Raw genomic sequence first — 22458 nt, forward strand, 5'->3', positions numbered from 1 at the left:
GTGGAGACATATGTTAATAAAAAATACAGGGAACGTTGTTATTGCTCTAAAGTCTGTGACGATAAAGCCACTCAAATGCCTACGCTGTAAAAACGATAAAAAACACCTGTTCTATACGTATGAATCAAAACTTTATAAAGGTCCGGTCACATATTGTATGAACTGTGTACAACTTGGTGCGATGACAAATCGGAAGCCACTCCGTGGTGTCGATGTCATAAAAAGAAAAGAGCGGGCACAGTTTATTTTAGATTTTGAACTGAGTGAAATTCAATCAAAGGCATCCGATGCATTGCTAAAGGCGAGTATAGAGAACAGAAACATTTTACTGTCAGCCGTCACAGGTGCAGGTAAAACGGAAATCACATTCCAATGTATTGCAGCAGCACGACAACGGGCTAAACGCGTTGCATTTATAGCACCGAGAATCGATGTCGTCAAAGAGATTTACACACGACTCAGCGCAGCATTTGTCAATTCGAGAATTGATCTAAAGTATGACGGTGTGAAGTTAGAGTTTGAACATCAGTTTCTAGTTGCAACAGTACAACAATTATATAACTATCATGATCACTTTGATTTAATCATCGTCGATGAAACAGATGCCTTTCCACTGACGACTGATGATACTTTAATGCAAGCCATAAAAGTTGCGGCAACTGAGAAACACAGCATTATTTTTATGACCGCAACACCGTCTCAGCGCACGCTTAAATTTTTAGGACAACATGAAACAGTCACGATAAATAAACGTTATCATGGCCATCCACTTGCGATACCTAGATTAGAATGGCAAGACGTCATCAAACAGTTGAGAAAAAATAGAATCAATAAAAGACTGGTTGAACTGCTAAAACAAATTGTGGCAAGTAAACGCAAAGTGCTCGTATTCGTTCCGGAAATTGAACTGATGCATCAATTAGAAACGCTGCTATCCAACCAATTCGACGGTATGACTTCAGTCTATAGCGACGATGCATTCCGCTATGTCAAAGTTGAAGCAATCCGTGAATCTAAAATAGAAATATTATTGACGACAACCATTTTAGAACGAGGTGTCACTTTTTCGTATTTGGATGTCATCGTCATTGGGGCAGACCATTATGATTTTAGCAGTCTGATGCAAATCTGTGGAAGAGTTGGTAGAAAAATCGATGATCCAATCGGCAACATACATTTCTTTACTGAGTTTCAGACACTAGATATTATCCGTACGATAAAAACAATCCAAAAACTTAATGCGGAGGATTTATGATCTGTTTATATTGTCACTCACCGTTGAGTCAACATGTCGATATCTTTTCCTTGTTTCAAAAGTCCAGTATCATCTGTCATACATGTGAGAAAAAACTCTCACCCCTTTCAGATTCTCCAACGTGTAAAAGATGTGCCAATAAGACAGAAGAAGCGGTTGACCTTTGTGAGAGCTGTCTGTTTTTAAGTCAGTCCTTTAAACATTTGCCGAATCAAATTATTACAGTATTTGACTACAATAAAGAAGTGCAGCAGTTATTTCATCGCTACAAATTCGTCAATGATGCGGCAATGAGTGAAGTCATTGCGCATTTCATCAATGTGGATTTTAAAAAGTATGATCTTGTAATTCCGATACCAATCTCAAATAAGCGGTTAGAGGAGCGGACATATAATCAAGTGTCTTTGGTACTCGACCAGTTAAATGTAAATTACTCTGATATTTTAAAGACGAATAAAGTAAAGCGTCAATCAGAACTTACGAAAGCCGAGCGCTTGCGTGAAAAACAAATATTTTTCATGCATGAAGGTGATAAAGAACGGGTATATGGTGCGAACATATTGTTAGTGGATGATATATACACGACAGGAATTACTGTGCATCAAGCAATTCAGGAACTTTATGCACATAATTGTAAGAATATCGACCTGTTAACGTTTTCAAGAAGCTGATGATAGTGATATAATTAAAGTAGTAAATAATTATAAAAGGAGTTGGGATCATGATTACATGTGAAATTAGAGGAGAAAAACTCACTGTAACTGATGCTATTAGAAATCACATAGAAAGTAGGGTAGCAAAGCTCGAACGTTATTTCACTGATGTGCCCGATGCACATGCACACGTGAATATTAAAACGTACAATAACAAAACTGCAAAAGTGGAAATTACAATTCCGATGAAGCGTCTAACACTACGCGCAGAAGAAAAACACGATGATTTATATGCGGCAGTTGACTTAATCATCGATAAACTCGAACGACAAATTAGAAAGCATAAAACTAAAATTAACCGTAAGTTCAGAGAGAAGAATGAAGAACCTTACTACTTCGGTGCGCCTGATGTGAACGGTGAAGCTGGAGCTTCAACAGAAGAAAATAATGATGATAGCTTTGATATCGTTAAAAATAAAACAATTAATTTAAAACCGATGGACTCGGAAGAAGCGATTTTACAAATGAACATGCTCGGTCACGACTTTTTCGTCTTCAATGATCGTTACACAGAAGGTACGAGTATCGTATACAAACGTAACGATGGAAAATATGGATTAATTGAAACAGAAATCTAAGAGGATTCATGAGAGGCCGCAAGGCCTCTTTTTTTATGTCCATTATAATTTTAATTTACATGCAAGAGTGATAAAATGAATGATTGAGAGTGTACCTAGGAGGAGAATGACACACGATGAATGTCTTAGAGAAAATATTTAACTTTAATAAGCGTGACCTTAACCAAATACGAAAAATTGCGATGCAAGTTGATAATTTAAAAGATGAGATGAGTCGCCTTCAAGATGGAGACTTTAAAAAGAAAACTGAAGAATACCGTGCTCAATTTAAAGAACTGGAATCTCGTGCCGATGAAGAAAAGCTGATGGAAAAAATCTTACCAGAAGCATTTGCTCTCGTCAGAGAAGCAGCAAAACGTACACTCGGGCTCGAACCTTTCATTGTACAAATCATGGGTGGTATTGTGCTTCATAGAGGCGATATTGCTGAGATGAAAACCGGTGAAGGTAAAACATTAACTGCAGCGATGCCAGTTTATTTAAATGCATTGACTGGACGTGGTGCACATGTCATTACAGTCAACGAATATCTATCTGAAACACAGAGTCAAGAGATGTCGAAACTATATAATTTCTTAGGATTAACAGTCGGTCTTAACTTGAACTCTAAGAAAAGTGATGCAAAGCGCGAAGCATATGATTGCGATGTAACATATACGACGAACAATGAACTCGGATTCGATTATTTACGTGACAATATGGTCGTTTACAAAAAAGACCGTGTACAACGTGAATTGAACTTTGCAATCGTCGACGAAGTTGACTCGATTTTAGTCGATGAAGCGCGTACGCCATTGATCATTTCAGGTAAAGCGGATGCAACATCGACAAATTACGTTGAAGCCAATGCATTTGTGAGAACGTTGGAAATTGAAGAAGATTTCACATATGATGTGAAAACTAAAAACATTCAGCTGACTGAGGCTGGCGTCGAAAAGGCAGAAAACTGGTTCAAACTAGACAACTTATATGACGTTTCAAACGTAAATTTAATTCACCACATCAACCAAGGACTCCGTGCAAACAAAGCGATGGCGCGCGATGTTGACTACGTGGTTGAAGAGAATAAAGTCGTAATCGTCGACCAATTCACTGGTCGTAAAATGCCAGGCCGACGCTTCTCTGATGGTTTACACCAAGCGCTTGAAGCGAAAGAAGGATTATCGATTCAAAACGAATCACGTACAATGGCATCGATTACGTTCCAGAACTTCTTCAGACAGTATTTCAAATTATCTGGTATGACAGGTACTGCGAAAACCGAGGAAGAAGAATTCGTAAACATTTACAACATGAAAGTTATTTCTATTCCGACAAACGTTCCTGTTGAACGAATTGATAACCCAGATAAAATTTACTCGACGAAAGATATGAAATTCAAAGCAGTATTAGCGGATGTTGAAGCGCGACATCGTCGAGGCCAACCGATTTTAATCGGTACGGTTGCCGTAGAAACAAGTGAAATGATCAGTAAAGTTTTACGTAAAAAAGGAATCCGCCACAACGTATTAAATGCGAAGCATCACTCAAGTGAAGCGGAAATTATTGCAGATGCCGGTAAAAAAGGTGCGGTGACAATTGCGACGAACATGGCTGGTCGTGGTACGGATATCAAGCTTGGTGAAGGTGTTAAAGAACTCGGCGGACTATATGTTATCGGTACAGAGCGTCACGAATCACGTCGTATTGATGATCAGTTACGCGGGCGTTCAGGTCGTCAAGGGGATGTTGGTGAAAGTTCATTCTATCTATCACTTGAAGATGACTTAATGCGTCGCTTTGGTTCAGAGCGTATTCAAAACATGATGGAACGACTCGGTATGGGTGGCGAAGAATTATCTTCAAAAGTCATTACGCGTTCTGTTGAGTCAGCACAAAAACGCGTTGAAGGTAATAACTTCGATGCACGTAAACGTCTCTTACAGTTTGACGATGTACAACGTCAACAACGTGACGTGATCTACCGCGAACGTAACGAAATTTTAGATAATGAAGACATCAATGATTCATTGATGGGTATGATTCAAGGGGCAGTAGATCGCCTTGTTGAATATCACATTATTGAAGATGAAGATAATAGAGATTACGAAGCATTTATACAGCAAGCAGAGGAGAACTTTATTTCAGAAGGCGCACTTGAGAAATCTGAAATTGAGCGTCGTGATGCAGCAGAAGTTAAAGAAATACTGATGGAAAAAATTGAATCTGAACTTGAGGATAAAGAAAAACAACTCGGCGAAGAACGCATGAGAATGTTTGAAAGTATGATCATGCTTAGAACAATTGATAAGAAGTGGATTGAGCACATCGATGCGATGAATCAGTTAAGAACGGGTATCGGTTTACGTTCGTATGCACAAACAAACCCACTGCAAGAGTATCAACGTGAAGGATTACAAATGTTTGAAGAGCTGTTGACATCGATCGAAGATGATACAGCGAAATATGTCTTGAAGACGAAAATCCGTCAAGAAGATGAAATCAAGCGTGAAGAAGTGGTGGATAAGGAAACACTTCAAGCAGGTAACAATGCTGCAAACCAGAAAAAACAACCGGTGCGTCGCAAGCCAATCATTAATGAAATTAAAATTGGTCGAAATGATCCGTGCCCATGTGGTTCTGGTGAGAAATATAAAAATTGTCATGGGAGTAATGCGTAAACATGGAATTACATGAAATTAAAAACTTTTTAGAAGATATGGAAGAAAAAATCGATAACTTTAGGGGGTCACTTTGACCTAGAGGAAAAAGAAATACAGATTGCTGAGTACGAAGAGCAAATGGCTGACCCTAACTTTTGGAACAATCAATCAAAAGCACAAGCAATCATTGACGAAAGTAACCAAATCAAACAGGTGACAGAATCGTTTAAAGCGATTCTGTCACACATCGAAGATATCGAAGTATCTTATGAGTTGTTGAAAGAAGAATATGATCAAGACATGCACGACACTGTGGTCGAGAATGTAAAAGAAACCGAGGAATTACTGAATCAATTTGAGCTCAGCGTGTTACTGAGTGATGAACACGATCATCTCAATGCACTGCTTGAACTGCATCCTGGTGCAGGCGGAACGGAATCACAAGATTGGGCGGAGATGTTACTCCGTATGTATAACAGATTTTGTGAACAACAGAACTTTAAAGTTGAAGTGTTGGAATATCTTGCAGGTGATGAAGCGGGTGTAAAAAGCGTGACTTTATTGATTAAAGGAACCAATGCTTATGGATTATTAAAAGCAGAAAAAGGTGTACATCGTCTCGTGCGAATTTCACCATTTGATTCTTCAGGACGTCGTCATACATCATTCGTTTCATGTGAGGTAACACCACAATTTGAAAATGAAAACATAGAAATCGAAATACGTTCTGAAGATATTTCAGTCGACACGTACCGTGCGAGCGGTGCAGGTGGTCAGCACGTTAACACGACAGATTCAGCTGTGCGTATTACACACCATCCATCAGGCATCGTCGTCACGTGTCAGAACGAACGCTCACAGATAAAAAACCGTGAGCAAGCGATGTCGATGTTAAAGTCGAAGCTCTATCAACGAAAACTAGAAGAGCAACAAGCAAAAGTTGACGCAGCAAAAGGTGAACAGAAAGAAATCGGATGGGGATCGCAAATCCGTTCTTACGTCTTCCATCCGTATTCGATGATCAAAGACCATCGAACAAATCTAGATGTCGGAAACACTTCGAAAGTGATGGATGGTGACTTATTGCCATTTATTCATGCATTCTTACGACAAAACATTTCACATAATTAATGATATATTGACATTTTTGTAGATATTATGGGTATAATTAAATTGGATTTAAAATATTATAAAATAGGGAGGGAATTTAGATGAAAAAGTTCTTTATGTTCTTTCTACTATCATTTGTCCTAGTATTAGGTGCATGTGGTAACGGCGATGATGATGCTGACACAACAGATGATGTTGAAGAAGATGCGGACACAGAAGAAGTTGTTGATGAAGAAGAGGCAACTGAAGATGAGGAAGCAACTGATGAAGAGGAAGAAGCAGATGATTCAGCTTCAACTTCAGACTTTGATGCAGAAGAATTTGCACGTACAAACTGTACAGCTTGTCACGGACAAGACTTCACAGGTGCTATGGGTCCTGATTTAACAGGTTTAGATGAAGGTACTATTACTGACGCAGTACGCGAAGGTCCTGGTTCAATGCCTAGCTACAACGAAAACCAAATCAGTGACGAAGATTTAGATGTCCTTGCTGGATTCTTCAGCGAAATGTAATTCTTTTTTAACACACGCCATTAAAAATGGTGTGTGTGTTTTTTTTTGCCTATAATCGACACAAATTTATCAAGATAACATACTGATGTGAATAGGTGGACACCGACAAGTATGATAGAATAAACACAATATATTATAAGGTTGAGACGATATGAAATTAAAACGAGTACTTTTATTAGTCGGTGTATTTGCGTTACTTATGGTAGTAGCCTATTCAATCTATGCAGTATTATCGATGTCAAATAATCAAATACGTGATCAAATGATTCAATCGATTGGTAACGCTGAAGGACGAGATACGCATATGGCTGTGGGTAATAACATATTAAATGATAATTTCGATTATGTCATAAACAATGATGCCACACTTCAAGAAGTCGTATCTTCACATGACGTGACTGTCGTTAACTTTTTTGCATCTTGGTGTTTACCATGTCAGCGGGAAGTACCTGAGTTAAACGAACTACATAAGGAAATTAACGGTTCGGATGCTGCGATAATTGCAATCAATGTCGATGATACTGTAGATGGTCGCGATAAGTTTATAGAAGAACATAATGTACTGTTTCCAGTCTATGAGTTTCATGATGAAGATGCTGGTTTAGATGAATTTAAAGTGAGTGTCATTCCGACGACGTTTTTCGTCGATGGTGATGGAGAAATCATACGTGTATTTATTGGCGAAGTTAATCTCGATCTACTCAACAACTATATATCATATGTAAAGGAGTTGGACTGATGGGAATTCATCAATATTTTAAAAGTTTAAATGATATGGAAAATCTCATTAGAATGCCGGGTAAGTTTAAGTATCAAATGCATAATGTGGCCGCACATTCATACAAAGTGACAAAGATTGCACAGTACTTTGGAACAGTTGAAGAGCACGCTGGCAACGAGATCAATTGGAAAAATTTATATGAAAAAGCTTTGAATCATGATTATCCAGAGATTTTCACAGGAGATATTAAAACACCGGTTAAATATGCTTCAGAAAAATTAAACTATCTGTTTACTGAAGTAGAACAATCTATGACGATACGCTTCATTGAGTCTGAATTTCCAGAAGAGTATCAAGAAGCATATAAGAGTTTTCTTGCGGATGAAGGTAAAGATGATACGATTGAAGGTCAAATTTTATCAGTCGCCGATAAAGTGGATTTATTGTATGAATCATTTGGCGAAATTCAGAAACGTAACCCAGAGCCGCTGTTTTTTGAAGTATATACAGAAAGTCTAAAAGAGATTATCTCCTTTAAGCATCTCACGTGCGTTCAACAGTTTGTCAATGTCATTATTCCAGAGATGTTGGAAGAGAAATTTATAAAAACGACTGAGTTAATCGATATCACTCAGGAAATTTTAGCAAAGGAATTTGATTAATTTTGGAATTATTTTGGCCGATGATGGCACTTATCGTTCCTGCGGTCATCGTTATATTTTTTACACGATGGACACATAATAAGTACGTTGCAGTGTTGTTGACTTTTATCTTGTTTGCTGCAGCAATATATCAGGGGTATTTTTACTCTGAATGGACATTATTTTTAAACGCAGTTTCAATTGTAATTGGTTATATGTTGATAGAGTTGTATGAATTAGATGCGATAGATGTACAAGATGGAGAGTAGTGAAAAGACGCGAACATACGTTTGTGCTTTTCACTACTTTTTTTGCTGTATATTTGATAAAATAATAAATGCAGTGAATATAAAAAGGATGTGATGAGGTGGCAGAATTCGAGTTAGTTTCAAAATACCAACCTGCTGGGGATCAGCCGAAGGCGATTGATGAGCTTGTCGAACAGATCAATTCAGGACAGAGACATCAGACGCTCTTAGGTGCGACAGGAACAGGTAAAACATACACGATGAGCCAAGTCATTCAACGTGTCGGAAAGCCGACGCTTATCATCGCGCATAATAAGACGTTAGCAGGACAGCTATACAGTGAGTTTAAAGAGTTTTTCCCAAACAACCGTGTTGAATATTTTGTCAGTTACTACGATTATTATCAACCGGAGGCATATGTACCATCAACCGATACTTTTATCGAAAAAGATGCACAGATTAATGATGAGATTGATAAGTTGAGGCACTCTGCAACGAGTGCACTTTTTGAAAGAGATGATGTCATCATCATCGCATCGGTATCATGTATATACGGTTTAGGTAACCCAGAAGAATATCGAGACATGGTCGTAAGTGTACGTGTGGGGATGACAATCGAGCGCAATCAATTGTTACGCAAGCTCGTTGACATTCAATATTCGAGAAATGATATCGATTTTAAACGCGGTACGTTTAGAGTGCGCGGTGATGTCGTGGAGATATTCCCAGCGTCACGAGACGAACAGTGTATTCGCGTCGAATTTTTCGGTGATGAAATCGATAGAATACGTGAGATTAACCATTTAACCGGTGAAGTATTAGTTGAGCGAGAACATTTTGCAATCTTCCCTGCATCACACTTCGTAACGCGTGAAGAGAAGATGAAGATTGCAATAGAGCGAATCGAAGCGGAATTAGAAGAGCGTTTAACTGAGTTAAGAGAAGATAACAAGTTGCTAGAAGCACAGCGACTAGAACAGCGTACAAACTATGACTTAGAAATGATGCGAGAGATGGGATTCTGCTCAGGGATCGAGAACTATTCATTACATCTGACACTTCGTCCAATCGGTTCAACACCATATACACTCCTTGATTACTTTAAAGATTTCTTAATTATGATCGATGAATCACACGTGACATTACCCCAGATACGCGGGATGTTCAACGGTGACAGAGCACGAAAAACAGTGCTTGTTGAACATGGTTTCAGATTGCCGAGTGCACTAGATAATAGACCGTTGCAATTCGAAGAGTTTGAAGAGAAAGCACAGCAGTTACTCTATGTTTCGGCAACGCCAGGTCCATACGAATTAGAGCATACTGAAAAGATGGTCGAACAGATTATCCGTCCGACAGGGTTACTGGATCCAACAATTGATGTCAGACCATCTGAACATCAAATTGATGATCTCGTTGAAGAGATTTTACAGCGTGTAGAGAAAAACGAGCGTGTACTCATTACTACATTGACAAAAAAGATGAGTGAAGATTTAACGGATTACTTAAAAGAAGCGGGCATTAAAGTCCAGTACTTGCACTCAGAAATTAAGACGCTAGAACGTATTGAAGTTATTCGTGAGCTCCGACTCGGTACTTACGACGTACTCGTCGGAATCAACTTATTACGAGAAGGTCTGGATATACCAGAGGTGTCTCTCGTTGCAATTCTCGACGCGGATAAGGAAGGATTTCTACGTTCAAACCGCTCGCTTATTCAGACGATTGGTCGTGCTGCGCGTAACGCAAACGGTCATGTTATATTATATGCCGATAAAGTAACGGATTCTATGAAATATGCACTCGATGAGACGGCACGTCGTCGTGAATTACAAATTGAATTTAACGAAAAACACAACATTACGCCGACGACGATTCAGAAAGAAATACGCGAGCTGATCAGTGCATCTGGTGAGATTAAAGATGATGAATCCAAAGAACAACCGATGAAGAAAAAGCGGAAGTTAACGAAGAAAGAACGTGAAAAAGTGATGGTCAATCTCGAAAAAGAAATGAAGGATGCTGCGAAAGCTTTAGATTTCGAACGTGCATCTGAATTAAGGGATGCTCTGTTTGAGTTGAAAGCGGAAGGATGAAGGAATTGAAAAATAAATATATATCTATACGTGGTGCAAGACAACATAATTTAAAAGGCATCGATATTGACATTCCAAGAGACAAGTTCGTCGTCATGACGGGTTTGTCTGGATCTGGAAAATCATCACTCGCATTTGATACGATCTATGCAGAGGGACAGCGTCGTTATGTTGAGTCGTTGAGTGCATATGCACGACAGTTTTTAGGACAGACGGATAAGCCTGAGGTGGATTCAATCGAAGGATTATCACCAGCAATTTCAATCGACCAAAAGACGACGAGCAACAACCCGAGGTCAACGGTTTCAACAATAACTGAAATCTATGACTATATGCGCTTGTTGTTTGCACGTGCAGGCACACCATACTGTCCAATACATAACGAAGTAATATCGTCTCAAACGATTCAAGAGATGGTCGATCGCGTTATGGAATTGCCTGAATTGACACGTATTCAAGTATTTGCGCCGATTGTTAAAGGCCGCAAAGGGCAGCATGTTAAAGTGTTTGAAGAAATTAACAAAGAAGGTTTCTCAAGAGTCGTTGTTGATGGAGAGATGTATGATATTTCAGAAGTTCCGGAATTAGAAAAGAACAAAAAACATAACATCCATATCGTTGTCGACAGAATCGTCGTTAAACATGGCATTGAGTCACGCTTATCTGACTCATTACAAACCGCATTAAATAAAGGTGATGGTAACGTCACAGTAAACGTCATCGATGGGGAAGATATGACATTTTCTGAACACTTTGCATGTCCAAAGTGTGATTTCACATTGAGTGAAATGGAACCGAGACTTTTTTCATTTAATGCGCCATATGGCGCATGTAAATCATGTGACGGCCTTGGCATCAAGATGGCAGTGGATAGATCACTCGTCATGCCGGATGAAAGTTTATCTTTAAATGAAGATGTGCTATTACCGTGGACGCCAATCAGTTCTAATTATTATCCAACATTATTAAAACAAACGGCAGCACACTTTGGCATCGATATGGATACACCATTTAATAAGTTACCGAAGAAACAACAAGATATTATTTTATTCGGTTCAGACGGTGAAGAGATACAATACACATTTAATCAAGACAACGGTGTAACACGTAAGAGAAAGATGGCATTTGAAGGTGTATTTAATAACATTGAACGCAGATATACAGACAGCCCATCGAACTATGTGCGTGAAGTCATGAGTCAGTACATGAAGGAAATGTCATGTCAATCATGTAATGGTTACCGTTTAAGCGATGAGGCGTTATGTGTAAGGATTCAAGATAAACACATTGGTGAATATTCTGCACAATCGGTAAAAGAAGCTTTAAAATCGTTGGAAGAAGTGCAATTGAGTAAAAACCAACAGACAATTGCTGAACCGATTTTTAGAGAAATTAATGCACGACTCACATTTTTAAGAAATGTTGGATTGGATTACTTAACACTCAATCGTCGAAGCGGTACTTTATCGGGTGGGGAAGCACAGCGCATACGATTGGCAACTCAAATCGGTTCTCGATTGAGCGGTGTGCTTTATATATTAGATGAGCCATCAATAGGGCTTCATCAACGTGACAATGACCGATTAATTTCTACACTACAGGATATGAGAGATCTTGGTAACACACTCATCGTCGTTGAACATGATGAAGATACGATGCTTGCTTCAGACTATATCATCGATATAGGACCTGGTGCGGGCGAGCATGGTGGAGAAATCGTTGCGAGCGGTACGCCGAAGCAAGTGATGAATAATAAGAAGTCGTTAACGGGCCAATATTTGAGTGGTAAAGCGCGTATTGAGCTGCCAGAAACATATAGAACACCAGATGAAAAACGTTATATTGAAGTAAAAGGTGCACGTCAAAATAACTTAAAGAATATAGATGTTAAGTTCCCGATGTCTGTCTTAAACGTTGTCACAGGCGTTTCAGGATCGGGTAAGAGTACTTTAGTCAATGAAATTCTTTATAAAGGATTGCACACACATGTCTATCGTTCAAAACAAATTCCAGGTGAACATGACACAGTCGAAGCGACGGAGATGATTGAAAAGATTATCGATATTAACCAATCACCGATCGGACGAACACCGAGAAGCAACCCGGCGACATATATCGGTGTATTTGATGACATTCGAGATGTCTATGCACAGACAAATGAAGCCAAAGTCAGAGGGTACAATAAGGGCAGATTTAGTTTTAACGTTAAAGGTGGACGTTGTGAAGCGTGTAAAGGTGATGGAATTATAAAAATAGAGATGCATTTCTTACCAGATGTCTTTGTACCGTGTGAAGTTTGTGAAGGAAAAAGATATAATAGAGAGACATTGGAGATTAAATATAAAGACAAAGACATCTCTGATATATTAAACATGACAGTTGAAGAAGGGTACTACTTCTTTGAAAACCATCCGAAGATCAACCGCAAGATGAAAACCATCATGGATGTAGGTTTAGGTTATGTGCGCTTAGGACAACCAGCAACAACATTATCTGGGGGTGAAGCACAGCGGGTGAAGCTTGCTTCAGAGCTCCACAAGCGTTCAAATGGTCGATCGCTCTATATCTTAGATGAACCGACAACCGGTTTACATTCTGAGGATATTAAAAAGCTGCTTGGCGTCATCCAACGTTTAGTGGATGCAGGAGATACAGTTGTGATTATCGAGCATAATCTCGATGTCATAAAAGTAGCGGATAATATTATCGACATGGGACCAGAAGGTGGAGACGAGGGTGGAACTGTCGTTGTCACGGGATCAGTAGATACGATTATGGAAGAAAAAGCGAGTTACACAGGTCAACATTTAATAAAATGGTTGGAAAGAAACCATTAGGAGGATGACAATGAATCACAAAGCACAAATTTTAAAGATGCTTGAAGAAGGAAAAATCAACGCGGAAGAAGCATTTAAACTAATTGAAGCACTCGATAAGGATTCTGAAACTTCAACTCCAAACGACTCGAAGAAAGTAACTGTTGAACGACCGACTGAAGAAGACGCAGGAGAGAGAAAGACAGTACAAGATGCGAATGAACAAGGTCAAAAGAAAAATGCATTCGAAGATATCTTCAGTGATATCACGAATGATTTCCAAAAATTGTTCAACAGTGAAAAGCTCTCAGAAACATGGAAAAATATTAGAGGCAGTGAACAGACGCAACAAGTAAAAAATACGGTAGGGAAGGCACTTGACTCCGTTAAAAATACGAACTTTGAGTCGATGTTCTCACAAGGCCCAAAAAATCGATTGATTGAGACAATTGACGAAGACATCAATCGCATGAATATTGATGTGACGCACGGCAATGTTTCGATCGTTCCGACTGAGCGCGTAACGACTGTAAAGTTTGAAGTGATACCACTTTATAGAAAATTAGATAAGAAAAAAAATTATTTTGAAGATATCATATGTGAAGTAAATGATGGAAACTTAAACATCGTCTCAGATGCGAAGTTTATAAAAGTGAACGTAGAAGTGTTGCTTAATCAAGACACTCTAAAACGCCTCATCATTTCAGGAACGAACGGTAATGTAGACCTTGCTGACCATACATTCGATGAGTTATCTGTTGATTTATTAAATGGGAATATTAAACTCGATGGCACGATGACGAACAATGCATTTCTGAGAACATCTAGAGGTAATTTGACTGTCGGTAAAGGTAGCCACAAAGTGCTTGAGATGATCTCGATGTTTGGTACGATCAATACGGATAAGTTGTATGCAAAAGAATTGAACGTGTCAGCAAACGGTGCGGTAAATATTGCATTAGAATCTCAAACTGAAGCTGCAGTGTTGAATTCAAACATGGGTAATATCAATTTAACTGTTCCACGCGATCGCCATTTTGAAGGTCGCATGAGCACTGTTCTCGGTCAATTGAACTATCCATCAGATATTGAAGTACGCAGTATGAAGCACCAAGATGTCGGTATAAAAGAAGTCATGTTAATCAATGACACAGATGAGCCAAGCGTCTATTTAGAAGTATCTACTAAATTCGGTAGTGTGACGCTACATCGCAAATAAGAAACAAAACAAATAATCCTGCCATTTCGTAAGGTATGGTAGGATTTTTATTGAAAGTAAGCATAATTTTAATTATAGTTTATACAATAAGGTAGGTGTTGTGGATGTTAACAATCGAGACGATTGTTGAAAAGTTTGAGCTTAAAGTTTTAGCGGGTTCCGATGGATTACAAAAAGAAATTAGAAATAGTGATATTTCAAGACCGGGACTGGAAATCGCCGGTTATTTTACATATTATCAAGCCCACCGCGTACAAATCTTAGGGATGACAGAGCTCACATTTTTTAATCAAATGCTGACACATGATGAACGTGAGAAAAGAGCAGAGAAATTGTGTGACCCACAAACTCCATGTATTATTATTTCAAGACGGTTAGAACCACCACAAGAAATCGTTGACGCATGTAACAAGAGCAACGTGCCGCTTTTGTTAACACATACGAAAACAACGAACTTCTTCAGTCGTCTATCATACTATCTTGAACGTGAGTTATCACCGGAGACCAACAGACATGGTGTGCTGATTGATATATACGGTATCGGCGTACTGATCACAGGTGAGAGTGGCGTCGGTAAAAGTGAGACCGCGCTCGAACTCGTTAAAAGTGGGCATCGTCTTGTTGCGGATGATAATGTTGAGATTAAACAAGTGGCAGAAGGCGTACTGATGGGATCCTCACCACCACTCATTCGCAACATGCTTGAAATACGAGGACTCGGTGTGGTCAATGTCATGACGTTGTTTGGTGCAGGAAGTATACTGGATGAAAAGCGCGTCATGTTAAATGTCCATTTAGAACCGTGGAACCCGAGTAAGCAATACGATCGACTTGGACTTGATCGTACTAAATTAAAGATTTTAGATACTGAAATCGATAAAAAGACGATACCAATCCAGCCAGGTCGTTCAATGTCAGCAATTGTTGAAGTAGCCGCAATGAACTATCGCATGCAGCGACTTGGTTACAACGCAGCCGTTGAATTAAATGAACGAATTCAGGAACAAATTAAAGAGAATAACGGAGGATAACATATGTTGATGAACATTCAGCCCTTAAATCCTATTGCATTTTCATTAGGGCCATTAGACATTCACTGGTACGGTGTATTAATCGCTGGTGGTATGTTCCTTGCATACTTACTTGCAAACTATGAAGCAAACAGAAAAGGTTTACCAGAAGGTACATTCGTAGATTTAATGTTTTATATCATCATTGCGTCACTCGTCGGTGCGCGTCTGTATTATGTATTATTTAACTTTGAGTATTATGCTGCAAATCCGATGAATATTATCCGTGTAGACCAAGGTGGTATGGCCATTCATGGTGGATTAATCGGTGGATTTTTAGCCGGTATTATCTACTCGCGTGCCAAGGGCTATAGCTTCATGCAAATTGCAGATGTTGCAGCGCCGAGTATTTTACTTGGACAAGTAATCGGCCGCGTCGGTAACTTTATTAATCAAGAAGCACATGGTGGCGAAGTCAGTCGAGAATTTTTAGAATCTCTATTTTTACCAGAGTTCATCATTAATCAAATGTACATTGATGGTGCGTATTACCACCCGACGTTTTTATATGAATCGATGTGGAATTTAGTCGGTATCGTATTGATCTTGCTCTTGAGACCGCATTTAAAGATCGGTCAATCCATATTGATCTATCTGATTTATTATTCTGTTGGCCGTTACTTCATCGAAGGCATGCGTACGGATAGTTTGATGGTCACAGAAGTATTGCGCGCAGCACAGATGATATCAATTGTTATTATTATCGGTGCGATTGCAGTTTGGATTTACCGCAATATGAAGTATGATCTGCCTAAATATAAAGATGTGAACAGTGTGTTTAAACACAAAGAGAAAAATCCATCGACAGTGCAGAATGGAAAGGTGAAAGGGAAGCAATAATGAGAGACTTAGTGCGTCACAAAGTCGGAAAGACGAATCCGTTATGGAGAATGTACCGCACGATTTCATTTTTTAAAGTTGTAAAGAATTTTGTAATTATTGAAATCGGACGGTTCGCACCGTCTACGAGACTCAAACACTGGCTCTATACGCAAGGACTCGGTATGAAACTTGGACGTCATGTATCTCTCGCATATAAAGCGATGCCGGACTTGATGTATCCTGAGAAGATATACATTGGCAATAATACAATTATTGGTTATAATACAGTAATATTGACACACGAGTATCTCGTGGATGAGTATCGAATTGGGGATGTTCGTATAGGTTCTAACACAATGGTCGGTGCGAACGTGACGATATTACCTGGTGTAACGATCGGTAATAATGTCACAGTTGGTGCAGGCAGTGTCGTGTCAAAAGACATACCAGATAACACAACATGTTACCCACATCCGCTAATGATGAGGAGCAAACGTGATGAATAATAGTAAAATCATACCGTTTCAGCCAGATGGTGCGTTCCACTTCCGGCAGGGTATGAAAAAAATTGAACAGAATAAAAAGTCTGAAGCGCTTCAAAGCTTCGAAAAAGCGTTTGATTTAGAACCGGACAACTTATCATACATGGCACAGTATGCATATCTTTTAGCAGAAAGAGGGCAGCTGGCATATGCAGAGAAGATTGTGATCGATCAATTCATTCAGCATCAATATGATGCTGAATTTTATTTTATCTTCTCGCAGATGTATATGATTGTCGGTGATGCAAATAAATCATTCTTATTTGGCATGAAATTTTCCGATAAATTTCCTGATGAGAATTATGATGAAGAGCTCGAAAATGTTTTTGAAATCGATGTGGATGAATCAGAGGACGTTATCGAAGAAGCGGATATTTTCATAACGAGTCATCTATTTCAGTATTTGTTTATGAATGCGCGTATCGATGATGCGTTGGATGTGCTAAATGCAGCACCAATTCATCTTCAGGAAATTAAAGAGTTTAGAAATTTAAAAGCGATGGGCTTACTATTCATGAATCGCTTTGAAGAAGCGCATATTATTCTAGAGCAACTTCTAGAAGAAGACAAAACAGATATGCACGCACTCAGTCATATGACACTCTTGTATTATCATACAGACGCAAGAGAAGAGTACGACAATGCGATGCAAAAGTTAGCAGTTGTACAGCCCTTAAACGATGATGATCAATTTAAAATCGGTTTGGTTTTAAATTTCTTACGTAAACATGAACGCTCCTATGAATTGCTGTTTCCACTCTATAAAAAGGGGCAGTTTATCTCCTTCCAATTACTTCACGCGTTAAGTCACTCAGCATATGAGCTCGGTCATATCGATGAGTCAAGAAACTTTTGGGAAAAGATGCAGCAGTTTCACACGGTGCCGGAATTATATAGTCCTTGGGAAAAAGGGCACGCGACAAATGAAATCAGTTCTATAGAACAAGATTATTTCTTTGATGATGATCTTTACATGCGTCTGATTGGTATTTATCGTATGTCGAGAGTGAAACCATTTGAAGCTATCTACGGACATCCGGTATGGAATACGCTAGAATCGCTCGGTGATTTAGAGAAAATCTATGTTTCATGGCTATACAAAGAAGTACATTTCAGAAGACCAGAAACGATGCATCATGGTTTAAATATTTTGTACGAAAACGGCTTTACTTCTGATGACGATATGTATACGTGGTTGATTATCGTTTCACTTCTTTACGAGGCAAAAGTAGAGATTGATGATATTGCGCCATATGTTGCAGCGAGTATGTATCAAATGTATGAAAATGTTACGAAAAAATCATTGCAAGAAGCTTTTCAAGTGTCTCGCTATAAATTCGAAAAGGCACTTAGGGTGATAAGCAAGTTACATGAGAAATAGGCAAGTTTAATATATAATAGTGTTGAATTGTGAGGAGTAGGAGGATTAGAATGAGTACTGAAAAAATTTATGACGTTGTCATCGTCGGAGCAGGACCGGCAGGGATGACAGCAGCGGTGTATGCATCACGTGCAAACTTATCAACTTTAATGCTGGAACGCGGTATGCCTGGTGGTCAAGTGGCGAACACAGAAGAAGTCGAGAACTTCCCAGGATTTGATTACATTACTGGTCCAGAACTATCAAATAAAATGTTTGAACATGCTCAAAAATTTGGTGCGGAATACAAGTATGGAGATATTAAAAATGTCGAACTTGATGGTGACATCAAAGTCATCAAAACGGCGAGTGAAAATATTTTAGCGCGTAGTTTAATCATTGCAACGGGTACTGAACACAAGAAACTTGGTATACCTGGCGAAGAACTATTGAGTGGTCGAGGCGTGAGTTACTGTGCGGTTTGTGATGGTGCATTCTTTAAAGAGAAACACTTAGTTGTCATTGGCGGCGGAGACTCTGCAGTTGAAGAAGGTATGTTCTTAACGAAATATGCTTCTAAAGTGACAATCGTGCACCGACGTGATGAACTCCGTGCACAAAAAATCTTACAAGATCGTGCGTTTAATAACGACAAAATTGAATTCATTTGGAATACTGAAATCCAATCGATCAATGGTGATTCGAAAGTATCGAGTGTCACGCTGAAAAACAAAGAGACAGATGAAGTGTATGACTATGATGCAGATGGTGTATTCATCTATATCGGTTTACAACCGTTAACAGCACCATTTAAAGATTTAGGAATACTAACAGAAGATAACTACATCGAATCTAATGAAGAGATGGAAACGCCGATTAAAGGTATCTTTGCGGCTGGAGATGTGAGAGTAAAGTCACTGCGTCAAATTGTTACAGCAACAGGTGATGGCAGTATTGCAGCACAAAATGCCTCTGAATATTTAGATTCATTGAATGATTAAATCAATAAAGATCACGGGTATCACCATTTTTATAATGGGGATGCTCGTATTTTTATGAGAGGATGCATTATTTTCAGAATTACACTTTTTAAACAGAATAATGATAGAATAGAATAACTACTATTAATTGGATGTGAGTCAATTGAAACAACTTGTAATTGTAACTGGTATGAGTGGCGCAGGAAAATCAGTAGTTATTGAAGCACTAGAGGATATCGATTTTTTTTGTATCGATAATTTACCACCAACGCTATTTCCAAAGGTGATTGACATGATGTATTCACCAGAATACGAAATGGAACACCTAGCACTCGGCATCGATGTCCGCAGCAGAGATAGTTTTGGACAATTAATCGAAGAGATAAAAAAGATTCGTCAACATGATGATATTGATTTTAAGTTGTTTTTTATCGATGCTTCTGATGAAAAACTAGTATCACGTTACAAAGAAACAAGACGCGCACATCCATTACAAGCCAACATGAGTTTACTAGAATCTGTCCGTGAAGAGAGAAAAAATACGGAAGAGCTACGCGCTTGGGCATCTGAAATTATCGATACAACGAATGTTCAGCCTAAAGTACTGCGTGAACGTATACGTCTGCATTTTATCAAAGAAGGTATTTCTAAGTTCCAAGTGAGCTTAAAAAGTTTCGGTTTTAAACATGGTATCCCAATCGATTCAGATATTATGTTTGATGTACGTTTTCTACCGAATCCGCATTACATTGACGAACTGCGACCGTATACCGGTATGGATAAAGAAATACAAGATTATGTTTGGCAATGGGATGAATCAAAAGAATTCTACAATAAGTTGTATGATTTGCTAACATTCTCTATGCCGCATTTCGTAAAAGAAGGGAAAAGTCAGCTAGTTATTAGTATCGGCTGTACAGGGGGTCAACATCGCTCGGTGACAATGGTTGAACGACTCGCGAAAGATCTTGAGGAGCGGTTTGACTATAACTTGCATGTGACACATCGCGATGCATCCATAGAAGGGAAGTTGCGATGAAAAAGATTAAGGTAACGTTACTCGGTGGTGGTACTGGACTGAGCGTACTTGCACGTGGTTTGAAGTCTTATCCAATAGATATTACTGCGATTGTCACAGTTGCGGACGACGGTGGCTCAACAGGTCGAATTCGGGATAAGATCGACATGCCTGCACCTGGAGATATTCGCAATGTGATGAGTGCAATGAGTGACATAGAGCAGCAATTATCGCGACTCTTCCGCTACCGATTTAAACAAGATGAACTCGATGGACATGCACTCGGCAACTTGATGCTTGCTGCGATGTATGACATGACTGGAGATTTTGCTTCGGCAGTCAGGGAACTCAGCAAGTTATTAAATATTAAAGGTGAAATTATACCTTCAACGAATACAGGACCACAGCTTGTGGCGCGCATGCAAGACGATTCATTTATCGTCGGTGAAAGTTATATTCCAAAAGTAAATAAAAAAATAGAAGAAGTTTATCTATCACCTAAAGATAGTCAAGCAACACCTGCTGCAATTGAAGCAATCAAAGAATCAGACTTAATCATATTTGGACCGGGTAGTTTATATACGAGTATTATTCCGAATGTCTTACCTGTCGGTATGAAAGAAGCGATTAGAGAAGCGACAGGTGTTAAAGTATTTGTGTGTAATATTATGACTCAGAGTGGAGAGACAAATAACTACACAGTGTGTGACCATATCGAAGCGATTGAAAAACATATTGGAAGTGCGACCATGGATGCAGTTGTTTTGAATCACAAAGAAATTACGAAAAAAATTTCGCCCTTCTATGAAGAACAAGGCGTAACACCGGTTCGCGTTGATGAACATACGCTGTTCTCACGCAACATTGAGATTATTACGCATGATGACTTATGTGAGATCAATGAAGAAGGTGCTGTTAGACACAACAATAAAGTGTTGGCGGAAGTGCTATATAATATCGCACTTGAAGTAACGTCGACCATTGAATATAAGAAAAAATAAGGGTGTGATTGTCATGTCATTTGCTTCAGAGATGAAGAATGAACTGACACGTGTAGAAGTAGATGACTGTTGTAAAAAAAGTGAATTGTCTGCACTCATTAAAATGAGTGGGGCTTTGAGCACTTTTGACGAACAGTGGGTCATTGAAATACAGACTGAGAATGCTGCTATTGCACGGAGAATTTTTACTATTATTCGCAGCATCTACAAAGTAGAAATTGATTTACTCGTACGAAAGAAAATGAAATTAAAGAAAAATAATGTATATATATGTCGTGTGAAAAAAGAAGCGCAAGCAATTTTGAAAGACTTGGAACTTTTAGAAGGTGACAAGATTTCTGTGGATATACCAGATCGAATTACAGAATCAGATTGTTGCGTGCGCAGTTACTTGCGCGGTGCGTTTTTGGCTGGAGGTTCAATGAACAATCCAGAGACGAGCACATATCATTTAGAAATTTCAACGATGTATGAAACACATGCAGAACAATTAACACATTTGATGAACACATATGATTTAAATGCGAAGTATATCGAGCGGAAACGGAACTTTATCGTGTATTTGAAAGAGGCAGAAAAAATTGCCGAGCTGTTGAGTTTGATCGGCGGTTATCAGGCACTGTTGAAATTTGAAGATACACGTATTTTGAGAGATTTGCGCAATTCTGTAAATCGTTTGGTGAATTGCGAGACCGCGAACTTGAATAAGACAATCGGTGCGGCCGTTCGCCAAGTGGAGAACATCAACTATATTGATGAGATGATCGGTTTGGACGAGTTGCCAGACAAGTTGCGAGAAATTGCAATATTGCGAGTCGAGCATGACGGTGTTTCCTTGAAAGAACTCGGAGAAATGGTCAGTTCTGGCGCAATATCGAAGAGTGGCGTCAACCACCGCTTGAAAAAGCTCGACCAAATTGCCGATAAACTGCGCTCGGGCGAAGAAGTGAAGTTGTAGTTTGTTAAGTTGTGTAGTGGGGCAGGACTGCGGTCCTGTCTTTTTTTGTTTGGTTTTTTGTAGATTGTTGGTGTTTTCGTAAACTTGAGGGTGATCAGCTTTATGCAAAGTGCTCTCTCATAAACTTGAGGGACCACAGTTTTATGCAAAGTG

The 22458-nt window shown here is 39.0% G+C and carries 20 protein-coding genes; all 20 read left to right on the top strand.

What is annotated here, in order from left to right; translation table 11 throughout:
- Positions 1-157 precede the first annotated feature (157 nt).
- The 20 genes from BMW30_RS05720 to whiA all read left to right on the top strand — a co-directional run bounded on the left by BMW30_RS05720 (position 158) and on the right by whiA (position 22305).
- A complete protein-coding gene (locus BMW30_RS05720; RefSeq protein ID WP_180366230.1) occupies positions 158-1255 on the top strand; it encodes a DEAD/DEAH box helicase family protein in 1098 nt (365 codons plus the stop codon).
- A 203-nt stretch (positions 1256-1458) separates the two neighbouring features.
- Complete coding sequence (locus BMW30_RS05725) at positions 1459-1926, top strand: ComF family protein (protein WP_180366231.1); 468 nt, start codon at positions 1459-1461, stop codon at positions 1924-1926.
- 50 nt (positions 1927-1976) lie between these two features.
- Positions 1977-2546 (top strand): ribosome hibernation-promoting factor, HPF/YfiA family, encoded by a 570-nt coding sequence (hpf, locus tag BMW30_RS05730; RefSeq protein ID WP_091474769.1) that lies wholly within the window; start codon positions 1977-1979, stop codon positions 2544-2546.
- A gap of 116 nt (positions 2547-2662) precedes the next feature.
- On the top strand, positions 2663-5206 hold the full coding sequence (gene secA / locus BMW30_RS05735) for a preprotein translocase subunit SecA (RefSeq protein ID WP_091474771.1): 2544 nt from the start codon (positions 2663-2665) through the stop codon (positions 5204-5206).
- Between the two features lie 2 nt (positions 5207-5208).
- Positions 5209-6319 (top strand): peptide chain release factor 2 gene (gene prfB, locus BMW30_RS05740; RefSeq protein WP_143248996.1). Its coding sequence is split into 2 segments (ribosomal slippage): positions 5209-5280 and positions 5282-6319, totalling 1110 coding nucleotides; the frame shifts between segments, so codons are not numbered across the junction.
- An 80-nt stretch (positions 6320-6399) separates the two neighbouring features.
- Entirely contained in the window at positions 6400-6813 is a 414-nt protein-coding gene (locus BMW30_RS05745; protein ID WP_091474774.1) for a c-type cytochrome, read from the top strand.
- 151 nt (positions 6814-6964) lie between these two features.
- Positions 6965-7552: a TlpA family protein disulfide reductase gene (locus tag BMW30_RS05750; RefSeq protein ID WP_091474777.1), complete on the top strand. Its 588-nt coding sequence runs from the start codon at positions 6965-6967 to the stop codon at positions 7550-7552.
- A complete protein-coding gene (locus tag BMW30_RS05755; RefSeq protein WP_091474778.1) occupies positions 7552-8196 on the top strand; it encodes a YfbR-like 5'-deoxynucleotidase in 645 nt (214 codons plus the stop codon). Before BMW30_RS05750 ends, BMW30_RS05755 begins: the two co-directional genes overlap by 1 nt.
- Before the next feature lie 2 nt (positions 8197-8198).
- The gene (locus BMW30_RS05760; RefSeq protein WP_091474780.1) at positions 8199-8444 is read left to right on the top strand and encodes a DUF2198 family protein; all 246 of its coding nucleotides are present in this window, start codon (positions 8199-8201) and stop codon (positions 8442-8444) included.
- Between the two features lie 98 nt (positions 8445-8542).
- Positions 8543-10519, top strand: a complete 1977-nt coding sequence (gene uvrB, locus BMW30_RS05765; protein WP_091474782.1) for an excinuclease ABC subunit UvrB — start codon at positions 8543-8545, stop codon at positions 10517-10519.
- Positions 10520-10524: 5 nt separating this feature from the next.
- On the top strand, positions 10525-13356 hold the full coding sequence (gene uvrA, locus BMW30_RS05770; protein ID WP_091475134.1) for an excinuclease ABC subunit UvrA: 2832 nt from the start codon (positions 10525-10527) through the stop codon (positions 13354-13356).
- 10 nt (positions 13357-13366) lie between these two features.
- Positions 13367-14554, top strand: coding sequence for a DUF4097 family beta strand repeat-containing protein (locus BMW30_RS05775; protein ID WP_091474783.1), 1188 nt, complete (start codon positions 13367-13369; stop codon positions 14552-14554).
- Between the two features lie 104 nt (positions 14555-14658).
- Complete coding sequence (gene hprK / locus BMW30_RS05780; RefSeq protein ID WP_091474785.1) at positions 14659-15585, top strand: HPr(Ser) kinase/phosphatase; 927 nt, start codon at positions 14659-14661, stop codon at positions 15583-15585.
- Between the two features lie 3 nt (positions 15586-15588).
- Positions 15589-16464: a prolipoprotein diacylglyceryl transferase gene (gene lgt, locus BMW30_RS05785; RefSeq protein WP_091474787.1), complete on the top strand. Its 876-nt coding sequence runs from the start codon at positions 15589-15591 to the stop codon at positions 16462-16464.
- Positions 16464-16952, top strand: a complete 489-nt coding sequence (locus BMW30_RS05790) for an acyltransferase (RefSeq protein ID WP_091474789.1) — start codon at positions 16464-16466, stop codon at positions 16950-16952. Before lgt ends, BMW30_RS05790 begins: the two co-directional genes overlap by 1 nt.
- On the top strand, positions 16945-18369 hold the full coding sequence (locus BMW30_RS05795; RefSeq protein WP_091474791.1) for a tetratricopeptide repeat protein: 1425 nt from the start codon (positions 16945-16947) through the stop codon (positions 18367-18369). The genes BMW30_RS05790 and BMW30_RS05795 overlap by 8 nt, the downstream gene beginning before the upstream one ends.
- 50 nt (positions 18370-18419) lie before the next feature.
- Entirely contained in the window at positions 18420-19349 is a 930-nt protein-coding gene (trxB, locus tag BMW30_RS05800; protein WP_091474793.1) for a thioredoxin-disulfide reductase, read from the top strand.
- Positions 19350-19491: 142 nt separating this feature from the next.
- Entirely contained in the window at positions 19492-20367 is an 876-nt protein-coding gene (gene rapZ, locus BMW30_RS05805) for an RNase adapter RapZ (RefSeq protein ID WP_091474794.1), read from the top strand.
- The gene (locus tag BMW30_RS05810; protein WP_091474796.1) at positions 20364-21347 is read left to right on the top strand and encodes a gluconeogenesis factor YvcK family protein; all 984 of its coding nucleotides are present in this window, start codon (positions 20364-20366) and stop codon (positions 21345-21347) included. The genes rapZ and BMW30_RS05810 overlap by 4 nt, the downstream gene beginning before the upstream one ends.
- A 13-nt stretch (positions 21348-21360) precedes the next feature.
- Positions 21361-22305 carry a DNA-binding protein WhiA gene (whiA, locus tag BMW30_RS05815; RefSeq protein WP_091474798.1) on the top strand — a complete coding sequence of 315 codons (945 nt, stop codon included), beginning with the start codon at positions 21361-21363 and terminating at the stop codon, positions 22303-22305.
- The last annotated feature ends 153 nt before the right edge of the window (positions 22306-22458 follow it).

This window comes from Aliicoccus persicus (genome assembly GCF_900110815.1).
Taxonomy (GTDB): Bacteria; Bacillota; Bacilli; order Staphylococcales; family Salinicoccaceae; genus Aliicoccus; species Aliicoccus persicus.

Coding starts and splice junctions, on each gene's coding strand:
- BMW30_RS05720 (WP_180366230.1), top strand. CDS start 158: ATGAACTGTGTACAACTTGGTGCGATGACAAATCGGAAGCCACTCCGT.
- hpf (WP_091474769.1), top strand. CDS start 1,977: ATGATTACATGTGAAATTAGAGGAGAAAAACTCACTGTAACTGATGCT.
- secA (WP_091474771.1), top strand. CDS start 2,663: ATGAATGTCTTAGAGAAAATATTTAACTTTAATAAGCGTGACCTTAAC.
- BMW30_RS05745 (WP_091474774.1), top strand. CDS start 6,400: ATGAAAAAGTTCTTTATGTTCTTTCTACTATCATTTGTCCTAGTATTA.
- BMW30_RS05750 (WP_091474777.1), top strand. CDS start 6,965: ATGAAATTAAAACGAGTACTTTTATTAGTCGGTGTATTTGCGTTACTT.
- BMW30_RS05755 (WP_091474778.1), top strand. CDS start 7,552: ATGGGAATTCATCAATATTTTAAAAGTTTAAATGATATGGAAAATCTC.
- BMW30_RS05775 (WP_091474783.1), top strand. CDS start 13,367: ATGAATCACAAAGCACAAATTTTAAAGATGCTTGAAGAAGGAAAAATC.
- hprK (WP_091474785.1), top strand. CDS start 14,659: ATGTTAACAATCGAGACGATTGTTGAAAAGTTTGAGCTTAAAGTTTTA.
- lgt (WP_091474787.1), top strand. CDS start 15,589: ATGTTGATGAACATTCAGCCCTTAAATCCTATTGCATTTTCATTAGGG.
- BMW30_RS05790 (WP_091474789.1), top strand. CDS start 16,464: ATGAGAGACTTAGTGCGTCACAAAGTCGGAAAGACGAATCCGTTATGG.
- BMW30_RS05795 (WP_091474791.1), top strand. CDS start 16,945: ATGAATAATAGTAAAATCATACCGTTTCAGCCAGATGGTGCGTTCCAC.
- trxB (WP_091474793.1), top strand. CDS start 18,420: ATGAGTACTGAAAAAATTTATGACGTTGTCATCGTCGGAGCAGGACCG.
- BMW30_RS05810 (WP_091474796.1), top strand. CDS start 20,364: ATGAAAAAGATTAAGGTAACGTTACTCGGTGGTGGTACTGGACTGAGC.
- whiA (WP_091474798.1), top strand. CDS start 21,361: ATGTCATTTGCTTCAGAGATGAAGAATGAACTGACACGTGTAGAAGTA.